Here is a 16081-nt window from a genome sequence, read left to right as displayed (position 1 = left end):
GGCTGGGCTTGGCCTCAGTCGACGGTGACCACCACCTTGCCCATCGCCTTGCGGCTGGCCAGGTGCTTGATCGCGTCCGCGGCGCGCGACAGCGGGAAGCGCTCCGACACGTGCGGCTTGATCTTGCCGTCCACGTACATCTGCATCAGCTCGGCCACGCTCTCCTGGTGCCGCTTCGGATTGCGGCCGACCCACGAGCCCCAGAACACGCCCACGATCTCGCAGCCCTTCAGCAGGGCGAGGTTGAGCGGGATCTTCGGGATCTCACCGGCCGCGAAGCCGACCACCAGGTACTTGCCCTCCCAGGCGATCGAGCGCAGCGCCGGCTCGGCATAGGCGTCGCCGATGGCGTCATAGATGACGTCGGCGCCGTTGGGGCCGGTGGCGTCCTTGAAGAGCGCGCCCAGGGCCTTCTGGCTGTCCTTGTCGAACGGGCCGCGCGGATAGACCACGCCCGAGGCCGCGCCTCGGCTGAGGCACAGGTCCACCTTCTCCTGGCTGGAGGCGGCTGCGATGACATTGGCGCCCATGGCCTTGCCCAGCTCGACGGCCGCGAGGCCCACGCCGCCCGCGGCGCCCAGCACCAGCAGTGACTGGCCGGCCTTCAGGTGCGCCCGGTCCTTCAGGGCGTGCCAGCTTGTGCCGTAGGTCATTATAAAGGCCGCGGCCTCGTCGAACGGCATGGAGTCGGGGATCTTCACCAGGCGCGAGGCCTCGAGCGCGAGTTGCTCGGCCATGCCGCCCCACCCGGTGTTGCCCAGCACCCGGTCGCCCGGCTTCACATTGGTGACGCCCTCGCCCACCGACTTCACCACCCCGGCGATCTCGCCGCCTGGCGAGAAGGGGCGCTCGGGCTTGAACTGGTACTTGTCCTCGATGATCAGCACGTCCGGGAAGTTGACCCCGATGGCTTTCACCTCGACGACCGCCTGGCCGGGCTTGGCGACGGGTTCGGGCACGTCCTCCAGCACCAGGGTCTCGGGCCCGCCGACGGCCTTGCTCAACAGCGCTTTCATGGACGTTCTCTCCCGCTCGGGTCCTTGAGTTGGCGCGACCCTAGCGATGTCGAACGGATGTTTGAAGTGCCCGCGGCGTGAGGAATTTGGTGACCTGCGGTCTGTCACCTATATTCGCGGCCTTCCAGAAGGACCCCTGCCTTGGGCGTGACCCTCGATCTCAGCCGCGCGCCGGCGCAACCGCTCGCGGCCCAGCCGGCCGCACCGATCAACCTGACGGGCCTGTCCCGCCAGGAGCTGGCGGCCGCACTGGTGGAGGCCGGCGTCGCTCCGCCCGAGAAGGCGAAGATGCGCGCCTCGCAGGCCTGGCGCTGGATGCACCACTACGGCGTCACCGATTTCGCCCAGATGACCGACATCGCCAAGGAGACCCGCGCGGCGATGGCCGCCGCGTTCACCCTGGCGCGGCCCGAGGTGGTCGAGCGGCAGGTGTCGAAGGACGGCACCCGCAAGTGGCTGATCCGCATGGCGCCGGGGATCGAGGTCGAGACCGTCTACATCCCCGACGTCGGCCGGGCCGGCGCGCTCTGCGTCAGCTCGCAGGTCGGCTGCACCCTGAACTGCACCTTCTGCCACACGGGCACCCAGGCCCTGGTGCGCAACCTGACCGCCGCCGAGATCGTGGCCCAGGTGCAGGTGGCGCGCGACGACCTGGGCGAATGGCCGTCGCCGAAGGAGGACCGCCGGCTCTCGAACATCGTGTTCATGGGCATGGGCGAGCCGCTCTACAACCTCGACAACGTGGCCAAGGCCATCGACATCATCGCCGACAACGAGGGGATCGCGATCTCCCGCCGGCGGATCACCGTCTCCACGTCCGGCGTCGTGCCCATGCTCAAGGAGCTGGGCGAGAAGACCCAGGCGATGCTGGCCATCTCGCTCCACGCCACCAACGACGAGCTGCGCGAGAAGCTGGTGCCGCTCAACAAGAAATACCCGCTGAAGGATCTGATGGCCGGCATCCGCGCCTATCCGGGCCTGGGCAACGCCAAGCGGGTGACCTTCGAGTACGTGATGCTGAAGGGCGTCAACGACAGCCCGGCCGAGGCCAAGGCCCTGGTCCAGCTGCTGAAGGGCATCCCCGCCAAGATCAACCTGATCCCGTTCAACCCCTGGCCGGGCACGGACTACGAGTGCTCGTCCTGGTCCACGATCGAGCAGTTCGCGGCGATCCTGAACCGTGGCGGCTACGCCTCGCCGATCCGCACGCCGCGCGGCCGCGACATCCTTGCCGCCTGCGGCCAGCTCAAGAGCGAGAGCGAGAAGCTGCGCGCCAGCGCCCGCCGCAAGGCCGAAACCGACTCGCCGCAGGCGGCCGAGTAGGCCGCGCCGCTGCGCCGCGTTCCTGTGGATAGCTTGGCTGTGATAGGTATGCCCGCGACAGTTCGGGGACGCGTCTGATGCCCACAGCCTCGCCAGAGATCCAGGCCTTCGCGTCCGGATTCCCCGTGTTCCTGGCCCACGCCAGCGTCACGGTGCTGATCCTGTTCGCGGCGGCGGCGGTCTATGTGCTTCTGACGCCGCACAAGGAGATCACCCTGATCCGCGAGGGCAACACCGCCGCGGCGGTGTCGCTGGGCGGCGTACTGCTGGGGCTCGCCATTCCGCTCTCCGCCTCGCTCCGGGCCTCGACCAACGTCATCGAGATCGCGCTGTGGGGCGGCGTCACCGTGGTGGTGCAGCTGCTGGTCTTCCGGCTGGTGGACATGCTGCTGCGCGGCCTGCCGAAGCGGATCCAGGATGGGGAGATGTCGGCCGCCGCCCTGCTGGTGGGGGCCAAGATCGCCACCGCCCTCCTGATCGCCGCGGCGCGTAGCTGAGGCGGGGCGCGGCGGGCATGCGCTTCCCCCGGCTTCCAGACTGGGCGGTCTATGCGTCGATCACCGTGGCGCTGCTGTTCGCCGCCCTCGGACGCGACGAGCGCACAGACGCCCCGCCGCCGCCGCCAAAGGGCGCGGACCCGCTCGGCGAGGCGCTCGGCCCCGCCTCTCCCTTCGACCCCGCCGTGGTGGTGGACGTGCCGACCAAGGCCGGTCCCGCCGCCGGCACAGCCTTCTCCATCGCGCGGAACGGCGTGTGGCTCACGGCGCGGCACGTGGTCGATGGCTGCCGGCGGACCGCCATCGTCGTCGGCCCCGGCACCGGCGTGGCGGTGAACGTGCGGATCGATCCGAGGGGGGAGGCGGCGCTGCTCTACACCGAAGGCGGCGCGGCGCCCCTGCCGCTCGCCCTGGCCGAGCCGCTGCGTCGCGGGCAACGCGCCTTTCATCCCGGGTTCCCGCAAGGCCAGCCGGGAGAGGCGAGCTCGCGCCTGCTGGGCCGGGAGAACCTTGTGGTCAGGGGACATGGCGCCCGCACCGAGCCCGTGCTGGTGTGGGCCGAGACGGGACGGACCGAGGGCCTGAAGGGCACGCTCGGCGGCCTGTCGGGCGCGCCGGCGCTGGACGCGCAGGGCCGGGTGCTCGGGGTGACGATCGCCGAGAGCCCGCGGCGAGGGCGAATCTACACCACCGCGCCCGAGGTGGTCCGCGCGACGGTCGCCGGCAGCGGTCGCCGGCCCGACGCCGCGGCGCTCGGCGAGTCGATCACGCCGCAGAACTACTTCTATGTGGCCGACGAGCTGCGGCGCGAGCTGCAGGTCGCCCAGGTGGTCTGCCTGGACAACTAGGGTTTGTCGGCCTTGGCCCGGTCGCGCTCGCGGGCGGCGACCATGAACGCCAGAATGATCGCCGCGACCCCCACCAGCGACGAGTAGAGGAAGAAGACCAGGTAGCCCGCGCCCAGGGCTGCCGGGGTCACCCCCGACTTGGCCATGGCGCCGGCGAAGGCCTCCGGCGGCAGGCCGGCGAACAGCCCCTTCAGGCCCGCGATCGCCCCCCCTGCGTCCGCCGAGGCGGCCGAGCCCTCGACGATCCGCCCGGACTGCGAAGCCACCAGTTTTCCCGGCAAGGCGTATAGCGACGAGAACAGCGCGTACTGCGTGGCCGTGAAGCCCGCGGTGGTCAGGCTGGACATGTAGGCGATCAGGCAGGTGCCGGCGACGCCGCCCGCCACGTTGTCGATGCCGATGGCCACGAACAGGGCCCAGAGCTGGGGCCCCTGGATCGCCAGCCAGCCGAAGGCGAGGTTGCTGATCGGCCCGGCGAAGGCGCCGATCACCAGCGCCCGCATCATGCCCAGGCGGGCCACCAGGAAGCCGCCCATGCCGACGCCGATCACCGTCATCACCACGCCGAACACCTTCCGCGCCTCGGCGATCTCGACCTTGGTGAAGCCGAGGTCGGCGTAGAACGGGTTCATGATGTTCAGCACGAAGTCCGACAGCCGGTAGAGGCAGATCAGCGCCAGGATCAGCGCCGCCACGCCGCGATACCGGGCCAGGAAGTCGCGCAGCGGATCGCCCAGCGCGGCGAACAGATAGACCCCGGGCCGGGTCCTGACGCCCGGGATGGGACAGATGGCCAGGACGATGATCGCGAGGCCGACGGCGACCGCCAGGAGCTGGACGTAGACGCCCTCAGGTTTCATCTCCCACGCGCCACGGACGGCGTCGGCGGCCCCATTCGCTCCCTGGGCGCTCAGCAGGGCCGACAGCATCGAGGCGTCGGCGGCGAGCCCCGAGCCCAGCAGCAGGGCGCCGAGGGCGAAGACGGCAAGCCGGCCGATCCACTCCGGGATCTCCAGCGCGGGCCGGCTCGGCACGCCTTCGGCGTGGATCGGCCGGATCGCGTGGGCCTTCTCGCGCGGGGCGCCGAGCACGCCGAGTACGCCGAACAGCATCAGGCCCGCCATGACCGCGTACGAGGCGCTCCAGCCGTAGGCCTCGGCCAGCAGCAGGGGCGCCGCGCCGGCGACGATCATCGCGATCCGGTAGCCCCACTGGTAGGCGGCGGCCATGGCCCCCTGCTTCTCGACCTCGGCGGCCTCGATCCGCCAGGCGTCGATGACGATGTCCTGGGTCGCCGAGACGAAGGCCACGAGGGCGGCGAAAGCGGCCATGGCGCCGAGATTGATCGCCGGGTCGGTCCCGGAGATCAGCCACAGGCCCAGCATCAGCAGGACCTGCAGCACGATCATCCAGCTCCGGCGATGACCCAGGAGGCGCGTCAGAACCGGCACCTGGGTGCGGTCGATCAGCGGGGCCCACAGGAACTTCAGCGAGTAGGACAGCGTCGCCAGGGCGAAGATCGAGATGACCTTCAGCGACAGGCCCGCCTCGCGCAGCCACAGCGACAGGGTGTCGAAGATCAGGAGGTTCGGCAGGCCCGAGGCGAACCCCAGGGCCAGCATCACTAGGGCGCGGCGCTCCAGGAAGATCGCCAGGGCGGCAAGGGCGCCTCTTTTGGGTTCCGCCGCGTCCGCGCTCACCAGGGTCTCCGGATCGAAGGCGCCCCCGCGCCCGAGATCAGGCGAACTTGGCGCGCGCCGGGGTCTTCGTCCAGCGGGTCGGCTTGGCCCAGCGGGCCAGGGCGGCGCGCAGGGCGTCTGGCGACAGCGGCTTGACCATGAAGTCGTCCATGCCCGCGGCCAGGCAGGCGTGGCGGTCGTCCTCGAAGGCGTTGGCCGTCAGGGCGACGATCGGCGTCTTCACGCCGTTGGCCCGCAGCCGTCGCGCCGTCTCTTCGCCGGAGAGCCCGGGCATGCGCATGTCCATCAGGATCAGGCTGAACTGGCTGACCTCGCACGCGGCCAGGGCCTCCTCGCCGCCGATCGCGTGCTCCACCTCGCAGCCCTCGCGGGTCAGCAGGGCCTTGGCGAGCAGGGCGTTGATCGGATTGTCCTCGACCAGCAGCACGCGGGCGCCCGGGGCGGCGGCGGTCGCGATGCGCTCGTCCTCCCGCGGGGGTTCGGCGGCGGCGCGACCGCCTGCGCTGGCGATCAGCACTCGCTCGGCCACCGAGGCGCGCCGCAGCGGCTTGATGAGGTACCCGGCGAATCCCGCGCGGCGATAGCGGGCGATGCGGTCACGCTCTTCGGGCGCCAGCAGGATGATCGCCGGCCGCTGCAGGGGCGGGCGCAGGGCGCCGGTCTCTCCAGCGAGGCTGGCGTCGACCAGGACCACGTCGCCGGGCTTCGTGCGCGCGATCGACTCCGCGAGGGTGGCCGTCACGACGGCCACGCCCCCAGACGCCTCGATCTGCTGGCGCGCGCCCTCGCGCACCATCGGGTTGGGGGAGGCGACGCCGACCGTCCGGCCAGCGAGCGACTGTTGGGGAGCCGGGCCGGCGACGGCGGGAAGCGCCGCCTCGAACCAGAATCGGGCGCCGCCGCCTGGCGCGCTGTCGACGCCGACTTCGCCGCCCATGGCGCGAGCCAGCCGGCGGGCGATGGCGAGGCCGAGGCCGGCGCCGCCAAGATCGGCGTCGGCCTGGTCGGCCTGGGCGAAGGCCTCGAAGATGCGGTCGCGGTCGGGGGCGGAAACGCCGGGCCCGGTGTCGTCCACCACGAACCTCAGGCGCCCGGGCTCGGGCGCCGCAACCGTGATGAGGACGCCGCCCTCCTTGGTGAACTTCACGGCGTTGCCGGCGAAGTTGAGGAGGATCTGGCGCAGGCGACCCTCGTCGGCGTGGACCTGGACGGGCGCGGCCGGCGCGGCCCAGGCGATCTCGAGGCCCTTTTCGGAGGCGCGCGGGCTCAACAGCTCCGAGACGCCCTGGAGCAGGCCCTCGAGTTCCATGGGGGCAGGATGCAGTTCGACGCGGCCGGCGCCGAGCTTGGCGAAGTCCAGCACGTCGTTGACGAGGGTCAGCAGGTGCTGGCCGCTGTCGTGGAGCGCCGTGACGTAGGCGCGCTGCTCGGCCGTCAGCTTGGTGCCCTGCAGCAGGCGCGCCATGCCCAGGACGCCGTTCAGGGGCGTGCGGAATTCGTGGCTCAACGACGCGAGCTGCTCGGCGCTGATCTGCGCACGGGTGGGGCGGCGGTCGGAGAGTGGGCGGGTCGGTCTGCGCATGCGCGGCCAGCCATAGGGGCAACGGCTTAACGGTCGGTCAAATCGCCGCAGAACGTCGCTATAAAATAACGCCAGGGGTCGAAACCGTCGCGCTAAAGTAGACGTGGGGCCGAAGCCGTCGTTTACTGGGAACTAGAGGACTGGAGTGCGCTTTGGGGGGCGTTATGAACCCTGTCGACCTACTCACGCAGCGCGAGCGAGAGTGCCTGCGCCTTGTCGACCAGCACCTCAGCTCCAAGCAGATCGCCCGAGAGCTCGGGATGTCGAAGACGTCGGTCGACACCTACTGCGACCGCGCCCGCCGGAAGCTGGGAGTCGACGACCGGTTCCAGGCGGCGAAGCTGCTTCGCGACCGGGCCCCGGGCGCTGTCCTGACTGCGTCAGGACAGGACACGATCAGGACAGACACCGCAGGCGGAAACTGGCCGGATGATCCCGCAATCGAGGGAGTATCCGATGGGCGAGTTGCCGAACTTCGAGAACAGAGCAGTGGTGGGCCGGGCGCTGCGCCTGCGCCGGGAGATCGACGACTTCGAGGCGAAGTGGCCGGCTCTGGCGAGGCGGGAGGAACTGATCCCCAGCTTCTCCTGGACGCAGCTCGAGCGGCAGCTCGTCGATCTCGCGGCGACTCCCGCCCAGGCGGACATGGCGAGGCACCTGGTTTCCGCGACCCGGAAGCTGGCCCCCTTCAAGCCGCCGGAGATGGTGCTCAGGGAAGTGCTCTGCCTGACCTGGGTCCTGTTGGACGAGAACTTCAAGGGCGAGTCCGACCCGACCTCCACCGGAACCGACTGAGCCCGACCGCCAGGCTCGGAGCGATCGTCGGCATCGCCATCGCCACGGCCCTCGCCTTCGGGGGCATGCTGGCGGGGCTGCACGCCCTGAACGACCTGGCGGCGAGTTTACTAAAGGCCTGAACGGCCGGGAAACCGCGTAATCCGAAACTGGCAGCGCGTCGTGACCAGCGGCGCGCAGGAGAGAACCCATGCTCAAAGAACGCCGCCTGGCGGCCGAGCAAGTCGCCGGCGCCCTCTTCGAAGCCGAGGCCGCGATCGATGCGGCCCTCGCCAAGACCGCCCACCTGACCGGGGTGATGCCGTCGCTGCGCAAGGCCGCGGGCGCGTCCGCCCTCATCGGCCAGGATGCCGTGGAGCGCGCCAGCCAGGCGATCATGGCGCTCGCGGAAGCCCGTCGCGCCATCGTCGAGACGCACAAGGAGCTCAGCGTCGTACAGGGCCAGATCGGCCTCGGCGCCGTGAAGATGAACGGCGACGGCGGCGAGAAGCCCCCGCCGGAGGGTCTGGAGACTACACGGGTGCGGCTGCGCAACCTGCGCGTAGCATCATAGAACCCGGGCGAGACGCGCTCTGACGCGTCTGTCAGACTGCGGCCCTCGGCGTTTGAGATTCCGGGGGCCGTTTCGTTGTCCTATCAGCTGCCGGTGTGGGTCTGGCCGACCGTCCTGATGACGGTCTGCGCCATAGCTGTGTGGCGCGGTCGCGACGAAGAGCGGCTCGCAGCCGCCGCAGAGCTGGCGACGTGGGCGCTTACGCTTGTCGTGTTCAGGGCTCGCAGCGATGACACCCAATGGGCGGTGCTGATCATCGACTTTTCCCTGCTGGCTGTCCTCCTGTGGATCGCCCTGCGGAGCCGTCGCTACTGGCCGCTGTTCGCCACGGGCTTTCAGCTTCTCGCCGTCGTGACCCACCTGGCCCATGCTCTGGATTCGACCGTCAGCGGGTGGGCCTACCTGACCGCGGCGCTGGTGTTCAACTACCTGACCCTGCTGGTCGTCGGCTATGCGGCCTGGACCGCGCCGCGCTACGCCGACACCGACGACACGCCCAGCGCGGCGCCGGGCGCCACGCGCCGATAGATCAGCGCCTCGGCCACGTGCACGCGCCGAACCGGGCCCGACTCCTCCAGGTCGGCGATGGTGCGCGCGAGGCGGAGGGTCCGGGTCCAGCCGCGGGCCGACAGGCCCCCGGCCTCGGCGGCGCGGGTCAGCAGCGCCCGGGCGTCCGGGGCCAGGTCCGCGGCCCTTTCCAGGAAGTCGCCCTCGGCCTGGGCGTTCAGCGGGGCCGCCCCGGAAATCCCCACAGCCCGCTCCACCTGCCGCGACCTGGCCGCAGAGACCCTTGCGGCGGCCTCCGCGGTGCCTTCGGACGGCGGCGGCAGGGCAAGGTCCGCGGCGGTCACCGGCGGGACCTCCACCTGCAGGTCGATGCGGTCCATCAGGGGGCCGGATATCCGCCCCTGGTAGTCCGTCTGGCAGCGCGGCGCCCGACCGCAGGCGCCCCGGCCCGGCCCGCCGTGGCCGCAGCGGCAGGGGTTCATCGCCGCCACGAGCTGGAACCGGGCCGGATAGCGCACGTGGGCGTTGGCCCGCGCCACCACCACCTCGCCCGTCTCCAGGGGCTGCCGCAGGGAATCCAGCGCCTGCACCCCGAACTCGGGCAGCTCATCCAGGAAGAGGACTCCGTTGTGCGCCAAGCTCACCTCGCCCGGCTTGGCCTTCAGGCCGCCGCCGGTGAGCGCGGCCATGCTGGCGGAGTGGTGCGGCGCCCGGAACGGCCGGGCGCGGCTGAGCTGGCCGCGGGCGATGAGACCCGCGATGGAGTGGACCATCGAGGTCTCAAGAAGCTCGGCAGGCGTCAGCGCCGGCAGGAGGCCCGGCAGGCGCGCGGCCATCATGGACTTGCCCGAGCCTGGCGGCCCGATGAAGCAGAGGTTGTGGCCGCCCGCCGCCGCGATCTCCAGCGCCCGCTTGGCGTTCTCCTGGCCCTTCACATCCCGCAGGTCGGGGACCCGTTCGTCGTCGAGGAGGTCGCCGGGCTTCGGCGTCCCGAGCATCTGCGTTCCGCGGAAGTGGTTGACCAGCGCGATCAGCGACGGCGCCGCCAGCACCCGGGTATCGCCCGCCCACGCCGCCTCCGGCCCGCAGGCCTCAGGGCAGATCAGGCCCAGACCCAGGCCACCGGCGGCGACCGCGGCGGGCAAGGCGCCGGCCACCGGCACGATCCGGCCATCCAGCGACAGTTCGCCCATGGCCGCCCAGCCTTCCAGCGCATCCGGGGGGATGATCCCCATGCCGGCCATCACCGCCAGGGCGATCGGCAGGTCGTAGTGACTGCCCACCTTGGGAAGGTCGGCCGGGGCGAGGTTCGCGATGATCCGCTTGGCGGGTAGCGCCAGCCCCAGTCCGGTGAAGGCGGCCCGCACCCGCTCGCGGCTCTCGGCCACGGCCTTGTCGCCCAGCCCGACGAGGATGAAGGCCGAGTCGCCGCGGGTGAACTGGACCTCCACCTCCACACGCACGCAATCCACGCCGCTGAAGGCCAGGGTCACCACCCGCGCCGCCATGACCTCAACCCCTTGTAGACGCTCGAAAGTTATCCACAACCGAGCACGTCTTGCGGCTCAGATCAAGAACGAATAGTGAACCTAGGGGGAAATTGAGACAATTCCGTAACTTCCGGACGTCTCTTGCAATACACCTTAAGCTGCGGCGCGGATGGCCTCAACCCGGTCCCACATGACTTCCGTGGCGTCGATGCCGGTGAAGCGCTTGAGCGACGGTGCGCCCGTCGGGGACGTGACGTTGATCTCGGTGAGGTAGTCGCCGATCACATCGATGCCGACGAAAATCAGCCCACGCGCCCTCAGCTCCGGGCCGATCGTCGCGCAGATCTCACGGTCGCGCGCCGACAGCTCCACCGGATGGGCCTCGCCACCCACCGCCAGGTTGGAGCGGATCTGGCCCTTGGCCGGCACGCGGTTGATGGCCCCCACCGGTTCGCCGTCCACCAGCAGGATGCGCTTGTCGCCCTTGGTCACCGACGGCAGGAACTTCTGCACGATCACCGGCTCGCGCCCGAGTTCGGCGTGGATCTCCAGCAGGGAATCCAGGTTCGGATCGTCGGCCAGGTGCCGGGTCACGCCGGACCCGCCGCGGCCGTTCAGCGGCTTCAGCACGATGTCGCCGTGGCGAGCGCGGAAGTCGCGGATCGCCTCCCGGTCCCAGGTGATCAGCGTCGGCGGCTGCAGGCCCGGGAACTTGGTCACGAACAGCTTCTCGGGCGCGCTGCGCACCTCGGCCGGGTTGTTCACCACCAGGGTCTTCGGATGGATCGCCTCCAGGAAGAAGGTGGCGTCGATGTAGTGCATGTCGAACGGCGGATCCTGCCGCATCAGCACCACGTCAAAGTCCGACAGCTCCACGCGCCGGACGGGCCCGGCCTTGAAGTGGTCGCCCTTCACCCGCTGGACCTGGACGTCGCGTCCGCGGGCGAAGACCCGGCCTTCGTCCATGGCGAGGGAGTCGGTCAGGTAGACGAAGATCGAGTGTCCCCGCGCCTGCGCCGTCTCCATCATCAGGAAGGTGGTGTCGCCCTCGATGTTGATGCCCTCGATGGGATCCATCTGGACGGCGACCTTCAGAGACATGCGCAGTTCCCCCGGGCTCAGGCTGTGCGAGATAGGGCTTCTTCCCCCTGCACGCCAGCGATCCGACGCCTGATGTCGTCCAATGGGGCATTCCATTCGTCACGGAGCACAATCGGAAACGGGTCGGAGATCGAATGAAGGCCGCGCGGCCTCAGCCGAATGAGCGCCGGCCGGGCGCCTCCGACTGCGGCAACGCGGCTGAGTTGCTCCCAAGGCCAGAAGCGGCGCCGGCCAAGCTCCGTGAGGCTCAATCCTTGCGGGGTAATCCCCACCGTCGCAGGCTCACGCCAGCCCCGAACGGCGATCGTGACGAGCAACCCTCCACCCCAGATCAGCCAGATGAACAGGACAAAGATCAGCCCATTCGGCCGGATCCACCTTCCCCAGATCGCCACTCCCAGCAGCAGGAGTCCCCAGGCGAGGTAGCCGACGTAGGTGCGACGAGTCTTGAAGAAGACGATCCCGTCGCCCTGCGCCGCATCCTGGCCCATCAATTCAGCCTCAGCCTCACCCGCTCGCGATGGGCGCGAGCGGCCAGCGCCGCGCCACCATCGAGTGTAGTCGCGCGCTGCAAGGCTTCAAGCGCGCCGGCCAGCGCCCCCTGCCCTTCGCGGGCGGCCGCCACGTCGAGCCACGGCCGGTGGTCCAGCGGGTCCAGCAGCGCCCGGCGCAGGGCGGCGCGTTCGGCCCGGGCGAAGTCCCCCGCGGCGCTTGCCTGGGCGTAGCAGATGTTCTGGAGGCGCATCAGCACGGCCCGGTCGCTGACGGGCGCCATGAGCCGGTCCAGCCGGTCGGCCACGTTCGGCGTCAGGCCGGTGTGCAGCGCGCGCCGGGTCAGTTCCGACGGCAGGACGACCCGTCCCTCCGAAAAGGGGTCCAGCGCCAGCGGCCCCTCCTCGGTTTCGATCCGCAGCAGGAAGTGGCCCGGAAAATCCACGCCCTGCACCGTCAGCCCGCAGCGCCGGGCGACGTGAAGGTAGTAGACGCCCAGGGTCACCGCGAGGCCGCAGCGACGCTGCGCGACGCTGATCACGTCGGCGTTTCCCGGATCGTCCAGGGTGAAGAGGTCGCCCGAAAGACCCAGGTCGCCGGCCATGGTCTCGGCGAGCGCCTCCTCTGGGCTCTCCCGCTTCAGGCGGTCGGTAAGCCGCTCGACGCCGAGCGCGGCGAGGTCGCGGACAAGCGCTGGATCCCGCGTCGGGTCCTCGTGGACGGCGCAGGCGATCGCCGCCTCCAGCAGGGGGAACTCGCCATCGCCGGCCGCGCCGGCGTCGGTGAGGATGGTTTCGGCCTCTTCCCGGTCCATCTCGCCCAAGAAACTCCCGTCAGGCGCCCTGCCAGGCGTCGGGAATATGCCGGGGAAGCCTCCCGGGCGCGAGTGCCAGCAGATCGACCCTGACGCCGCACCCCCGAAGGGCCGGCCGGCCGGCGGCTATGGCGAGTCCCGCGCGACGTAGCCGCTCGCGCTGGTCGGGGGTGACGGTCTCCAGGGCGACCTCCAAGGATGTGCGGCGCTTAACCTCCACAACCGCCAGGACGTCGCCGCGTTGCGCCAGGAGATCGATCTCCGCCTGGCGCGTCTTCAGCCGGAAGCCGAGGATCCGATAGCCCTTGGCCATCAGCCAGATCGCCGCCAGCACCTCGCCGCGACGGCCGGAAAGGCGCGCCGCTGCGCCGCGGGCGGATCGGGCGCTCACCGTTTCAGCTCCAGCGCCCGACGGTAGAGATCTCGCCGGGGCAGGCCCAGGGCCTTGGCCACCTCGGCCGCGGCATCGGCGGGCTTCAGCCGGCCCAACGCCTCGATCAGGGCCGCGTCCGCATCTGCCGCCGTGGCCTCGGTCTCGCGGCCCGGCGCCACCAGGATGACGATCTCTCCCCTGGGCGCATCCAGCGCCGGGTCGGCCGCCAGGGTCGCCAGGGGCCCGCGGTAGAAGGTCTCGTAGAGCTTGGTGAGTTCGCGGCACACCACCGCCTCGCGGTCACCGCCCAGCACGGCGGCCATGTCGGCAAGACAGTCCGCCAGGCGCGAGCCGCCCTCGAAGAAGGCCAAGGTGGCCCGCACGCCCGCGAATTCGGCCAGGAACGTACGCCGCGCCGCGCTCTTCGGCGGCGGGAACCCCACGAACAGGAAGCGGTCGGTCGGCAGGCCCGCGGCGGAGAGTCCGGCCAGCAGCGCGGAGGCCCCGGGGACGGGGAACACCCGGTGTCCGGCTGCAGCGGCCTCGCGCACCAGCCTGTAGCCAGGGTCCGAGATCAGCGGCGTGCCGGCGTCGCTGACCAGCGCCACGCGTCCGCCTTCGGCCAGGACGGCCATCGCCTTGGGACGCGCCCGTTCCGCAGCGTGCTCGTCGTGCCGCTCCAGCCTGGCCGATAGACCGTAGGCCGAGAGCAGCTTGCCGGTGACGCGGGTGTCCTCGGCCAGCACCAGGTCGGCTTGGGCCAGCACGTCCAGCGCCCGCAGCGTGATGTCGCGCAGGTTCCCGATCGGCGTCGCGACCACGTACAGCCCCGCCGCCAGGGGCGCGTCGTCGAGTGCGGGAGGAGGAAGGGCGCGGGCCATGGCGCGGAGGGTTCGCCGGTCCGGGGGCGAATGGCAAGGGCAGGCGTCAGCGGGCCGCGGTCGCCAGCGCTGCGGTCAGGCTGTCCAGCACCCGCCGACCCGCGGCGGTGGCGCGCAGCCGAGAGCGGTCGTCCGCCAGCAGGCCGAGATCGACCAGGTGGCGCACCTCCGGGTGTTCGGGCGCAAGGCCAAGGACCTCCACCTCGCCGAAGCCCACGCCCTCGCCGATCCTGAGGCCGCTGAGCAGGCGCTCCTCGGCGGCTTCGACGGGCCCGAGGGGCTCACGCTCGGCGAACCCCACCCCGGTCGCGCCGACGGTGCAGATGTAGTCGGCGGGTCGGTCTTCGGCGCGGGTCGCCGTCCGCTGGCCCTCGAGGGTGAGCCGGCCATGCGCCCCCGGGCCGGCGCCCACATAGTCCAGGCCTTGCCAGTAGACGAGGTTGTGGCGCGAACGCGCGGCAAGGCCGCGGGCGTGGTTGGACACCTCGTAGGCCTCGAACCCTTCGGCCTTCAGGACTGCCTGGGTCGTCTCGTAGAGCTCGGCCGCAGGCTCGTCAGCCGGAGGGATGAACCGACCCCTCCGCACGGCGCGGTCGAAGGCCGTGCCTTCCTCGATCGTGAGCTGGTAGGGCGAGATGTGCTCGGCGCCCAGCGCGACCGCGGCCCGGAGTTCCTCGGCCCAGGCGGCCGGCGTCTGGTCCGGCAGCGCATAGATCAGGTCGACGGACAGCCGGGGAAAGGCCCGGGCCGCGGCTTCCGCCGCCCGTCGCCCCTCCGCCGCGTCATGGTTTCGGCCCAGGAACGCCAGCGCGGCGTCATCCAGGGACTGCAGGCCGAGCGACAGTCGATCGACGCCGGCCGCGGCGAGCGCGGTGAAACGGTCGGCCTCGGCGTCAGTGGGATTCGCCTCGAGGCTGACCTCCACATTCGGAGCCGGCGTCCAGAAGCTTCGGGCGGCCGCCACGATCGCCGCCACCCAGGCCGGATCCATCAGCGACGGCGTGCCGCCGCCGAAGAAGACCGAGACCAGCTCGCGGGGGCCGGTCAGCACCCGCTGCGCCTCCAGGTCGGCGAGGATGGCGCGGGCCAGTTCAGCCGCTTCGGTCTCGCGGCCCCGTGCGCGGAAGACGTTGAAGTCGCAGTAGGGGCAGATGCGCGCGCAGTAGGGCCAGTGGATATAGACTCCAAGCGGCGGTCCGCCGCTCACAACAGGGCGGCCTTCAGCTTCACGAAGGCCCGGGCGCGGTGGCTCATGCCGTCCTTCACCGCCGGGTCCATTTCGCCGAACGTCAGGGTCTCGCCCTCGGGAACGAAGATCGGGTCGTAGCCGAAGCCCCTGTCACCACGCGGGGGGAAAGTCAGCGTCCCGTCCACCCGTCCCTCGACCACCACCGCCGGCCCGTTTGGCCAGGCGACGGCCAGGGCCGAGGTGAACCAGGCCGCGCGATCCTCGGCGCCCGCCTCCTCCAGCCGCTCCTCGACCTTGCGCATGGCCATGGCGAAGTCCTTCTCCGGCCCGGCCCAACGGGCGGAGTAGATGCCGGGCGCGCCGTCCAGAGCCGCGACCGAGAGCCCGGAATCGTCGGCCAGGGCGATCAGCCCCGAGGCGTCCGCCGCGGCGCGCGCCTTGAGCAGCGCATTGCCGCTGAAGGTCATCTCAGTCTCGTCCGGCTCGGGCAGGCCGAGTTCGCCGGCCGCGACCAGTTCGAACCGTCCATCGAGGATTTCGGCCAGCTCGCGCGCCTTGCCCGGGTTGTGGGTGGCGACCACCAGACGGGTCCCCGGCTCCAGCTTCAGCGCCATCTGCGTCTCCTTTGGGAGGCGGACCCTAGCGCCGGGCGCGGACTGTTGCATTGCGAAAGTTTAATATCGTTACTCGATATTCACGTGATCGAAAATCGATGTGGGCGTATCGATAATCACATCGAAGCACAGAGCTTCACCCACACAGATGCTGCAGCGCAGCACAAAACCGGAGCCTAGAAATGTTCGCCAACGTCATGTCCTTCGTCGACCGCACCGCCATGAGCCTGGTGCTCGTCCTGGCCGCTACGCCGATCCTGAGCATCGCCGCCCGCGCCGCCTTCCTCTAAGACTTCAAACGCAAGT

17 protein-coding genes and 1 pseudogene are annotated in these 16081 nt (G+C 70.7%); 7 read left to right on the top strand and 11 right to left on the bottom strand.

The features are described 5' to 3' along the window. Positions 1-14: 14 nt before the first annotated feature. Positions 15-1016, bottom strand: coding sequence for an NADPH:quinone oxidoreductase family protein (locus DJ019_RS05230; RefSeq protein ID WP_111274942.1), 1002 nt, complete (start codon positions 1014-1016; stop codon positions 15-17). Between the two features lie 141 nt (positions 1017-1157). Here DJ019_RS05230 and rlmN point away from each other — a divergent pair, with 141 nt between their 5' ends. The 3 genes from rlmN (at position 1158) to DJ019_RS05215 (ending at position 3684) form a co-directional block, all read left to right on the top strand. Further along, positions 1158-2339 carry a dual-specificity RNA methyltransferase RlmN gene (gene rlmN, locus DJ019_RS05225; protein ID WP_111274941.1) on the top strand — a complete coding sequence of 394 codons (1182 nt, stop codon included), beginning with the start codon at positions 1158-1160 and terminating at the stop codon, positions 2337-2339. Positions 2340-2416: 77 nt separating this feature from the next. Continuing rightward, positions 2417-2836: a DUF350 domain-containing protein gene (locus DJ019_RS05220; RefSeq protein WP_111274940.1), complete on the top strand. Its 420-nt coding sequence runs from the start codon at positions 2417-2419 to the stop codon at positions 2834-2836. A gap of 17 nt (positions 2837-2853) precedes the next feature. Then, positions 2854-3684 carry a S1 family peptidase gene (locus DJ019_RS05215; protein ID WP_111274939.1) on the top strand — a complete coding sequence of 277 codons (831 nt, stop codon included), beginning with the start codon at positions 2854-2856 and terminating at the stop codon, positions 3682-3684. Here DJ019_RS05215 and DJ019_RS05210 read toward each other — a convergent pair. Further along, a complete protein-coding gene (locus DJ019_RS05210) occupies positions 3681-5384 on the bottom strand; it encodes an AmpG family muropeptide MFS transporter (protein WP_111274938.1) in 1704 nt (567 codons plus the stop codon). The two genes, DJ019_RS05215 and DJ019_RS05210, sit on opposite strands and share 4 nt — an antisense overlap. A 37-nt stretch (positions 5385-5421) precedes the next feature. Next, on the bottom strand, positions 5422-6966 hold the full coding sequence (locus DJ019_RS05205) for a response regulator (protein ID WP_111274937.1): 1545 nt from the start codon (positions 6964-6966) through the stop codon (positions 5422-5424). Positions 6967-7130: 164 nt separating this feature from the next. On the opposite strand from DJ019_RS05205, the pseudogene DJ019_RS21645 reads away from it, so the two are divergent. The 4 genes and pseudogenes from DJ019_RS21645 to DJ019_RS05185 all read left to right on the top strand — a co-directional run. Continuing rightward, positions 7131-7295, top strand: a pseudogene (locus DJ019_RS21645) (response regulator transcription factor); the annotation flags it as partial. 127 nt (positions 7296-7422) lie between these two features. Next, positions 7423-7761 (top strand): hypothetical protein, encoded by a 339-nt coding sequence (locus tag DJ019_RS05195; protein WP_111275478.1) that lies wholly within the window; start codon positions 7423-7425, stop codon positions 7759-7761. A gap of 190 nt (positions 7762-7951) precedes the next feature. Then, entirely contained in the window at positions 7952-8314 is a 363-nt protein-coding gene (locus tag DJ019_RS05190; protein WP_111274936.1) for a hypothetical protein, read from the top strand. 75 nt (positions 8315-8389) lie between these two features. After that, positions 8390-8842, top strand: coding sequence for a hypothetical protein (locus DJ019_RS05185; protein ID WP_111274935.1), 453 nt, complete (start codon positions 8390-8392; stop codon positions 8840-8842). Here the strand turns inward: DJ019_RS05185 and DJ019_RS05180 are convergent. The 8 genes from DJ019_RS05180 to rdgB all read right to left on the bottom strand — a co-directional run bounded on the left by DJ019_RS05180 (position 8788) and on the right by rdgB (position 15775). Then, complete coding sequence (locus tag DJ019_RS05180; protein WP_111274934.1) at positions 8788-10329, bottom strand: YifB family Mg chelatase-like AAA ATPase; 1542 nt, start codon at positions 10327-10329, stop codon at positions 8788-8790. The two genes, DJ019_RS05185 and DJ019_RS05180, sit on opposite strands and share 55 nt — an antisense overlap. Before the next feature lie 135 nt (positions 10330-10464). After that, positions 10465-11412 carry a glutathione synthase gene (gene gshB / locus DJ019_RS05175; protein WP_111274933.1) on the bottom strand — a complete coding sequence of 316 codons (948 nt, stop codon included), beginning with the start codon at positions 11410-11412 and terminating at the stop codon, positions 10465-10467. 17 nt (positions 11413-11429) lie between these two features. Further along, positions 11430-11903, bottom strand: coding sequence for a PH domain-containing protein (locus DJ019_RS05170; RefSeq protein ID WP_111274932.1), 474 nt, complete (start codon positions 11901-11903; stop codon positions 11430-11432). Continuing rightward, on the bottom strand, positions 11903-12718 hold the full coding sequence (locus DJ019_RS05165; protein WP_111274931.1) for a transglutaminase family protein: 816 nt from the start codon (positions 12716-12718) through the stop codon (positions 11903-11905). Before DJ019_RS05165 ends, DJ019_RS05170 begins: the two co-directional genes overlap by 1 nt. A gap of 19 nt (positions 12719-12737) precedes the next feature. Continuing rightward, complete coding sequence (locus tag DJ019_RS05160; RefSeq protein WP_111274930.1) at positions 12738-13109, bottom strand: YraN family protein; 372 nt, start codon at positions 13107-13109, stop codon at positions 12738-12740. Then, on the bottom strand, positions 13106-13972 hold the full coding sequence (gene rsmI / locus DJ019_RS05155) for a 16S rRNA (cytidine(1402)-2'-O)-methyltransferase (protein WP_111274929.1): 867 nt from the start codon (positions 13970-13972) through the stop codon (positions 13106-13108). Before rsmI ends, DJ019_RS05160 begins: the two co-directional genes overlap by 4 nt. A gap of 46 nt (positions 13973-14018) precedes the next feature. Continuing rightward, the gene (hemW, locus tag DJ019_RS05150; protein WP_111274928.1) at positions 14019-15179 is read right to left on the bottom strand and encodes a radical SAM family heme chaperone HemW; all 1161 of its coding nucleotides are present in this window, start codon (positions 15177-15179) and stop codon (positions 14019-14021) included. Beyond that, the gene (rdgB, locus tag DJ019_RS05145; RefSeq protein ID WP_111274927.1) at positions 15176-15775 is read right to left on the bottom strand and encodes an RdgB/HAM1 family non-canonical purine NTP pyrophosphatase; all 600 of its coding nucleotides are present in this window, start codon (positions 15773-15775) and stop codon (positions 15176-15178) included. The genes hemW and rdgB overlap by 4 nt, the downstream gene beginning before the upstream one ends. Positions 15776-16081 lie beyond the last annotated feature (306 nt).

This window comes from Phenylobacterium kunshanense, from assembly GCF_003254525.1.
In the GTDB taxonomy this organism is placed as follows: domain Bacteria; phylum Pseudomonadota; class Alphaproteobacteria; order Caulobacterales; family Caulobacteraceae; genus Phenylobacterium; species Phenylobacterium kunshanense.
Note: the sequence above shows the minus strand (reverse complement) of the source record. Positions and strands in the feature narration are given on the sequence as shown.

What these genes read in the sequence shown, in the direction of transcription:
- rdgB (WP_111274927.1), bottom strand. Translation starts at nt 15,775, where the DNA reads ATGGCGCTGAAGCTGGAGCCGGGGACCCGTCTGGTGGTCGCCACCCAC.
- DJ019_RS05205 (WP_111274937.1), bottom strand. Translation starts at nt 6,966, where the DNA reads ATGCGCAGACCGACCCGCCCACTCTCCGACCGCCGCCCCACCCGTGCG.
- gshB (WP_111274933.1), bottom strand. Translation starts at nt 11,412, where the DNA reads ATGTCTCTGAAGGTCGCCGTCCAGATGGATCCCATCGAGGGCATCAAC.
- DJ019_RS05195 (WP_111275478.1), top strand. Translation starts at nt 7,423, where the DNA reads ATGGGCGAGTTGCCGAACTTCGAGAACAGAGCAGTGGTGGGCCGGGCG.
- DJ019_RS05230 (WP_111274942.1), bottom strand. Translation starts at nt 1,016, where the DNA reads ATGAAAGCGCTGTTGAGCAAGGCCGTCGGCGGGCCCGAGACCCTGGTG.
- DJ019_RS05170 (WP_111274932.1), bottom strand. Translation starts at nt 11,903, where the DNA reads ATGGGCCAGGATGCGGCGCAGGGCGACGGGATCGTCTTCTTCAAGACT.
- rsmI (WP_111274929.1), bottom strand. Translation starts at nt 13,972, where the DNA reads ATGGCCCGCGCCCTTCCTCCTCCCGCACTCGACGACGCGCCCCTGGCG.
- DJ019_RS05220 (WP_111274940.1), top strand. Translation starts at nt 2,417, where the DNA reads ATGCCCACAGCCTCGCCAGAGATCCAGGCCTTCGCGTCCGGATTCCCC.
- DJ019_RS05190 (WP_111274936.1), top strand. Translation starts at nt 7,952, where the DNA reads ATGCTCAAAGAACGCCGCCTGGCGGCCGAGCAAGTCGCCGGCGCCCTC.
- DJ019_RS05165 (WP_111274931.1), bottom strand. Translation starts at nt 12,718, where the DNA reads ATGGACCGGGAAGAGGCCGAAACCATCCTCACCGACGCCGGCGCGGCC.
- DJ019_RS05180 (WP_111274934.1), bottom strand. Translation starts at nt 10,329, where the DNA reads ATGGCGGCGCGGGTGGTGACCCTGGCCTTCAGCGGCGTGGATTGCGTG.
- DJ019_RS05215 (WP_111274939.1), top strand. Translation starts at nt 2,854, where the DNA reads ATGCGCTTCCCCCGGCTTCCAGACTGGGCGGTCTATGCGTCGATCACC.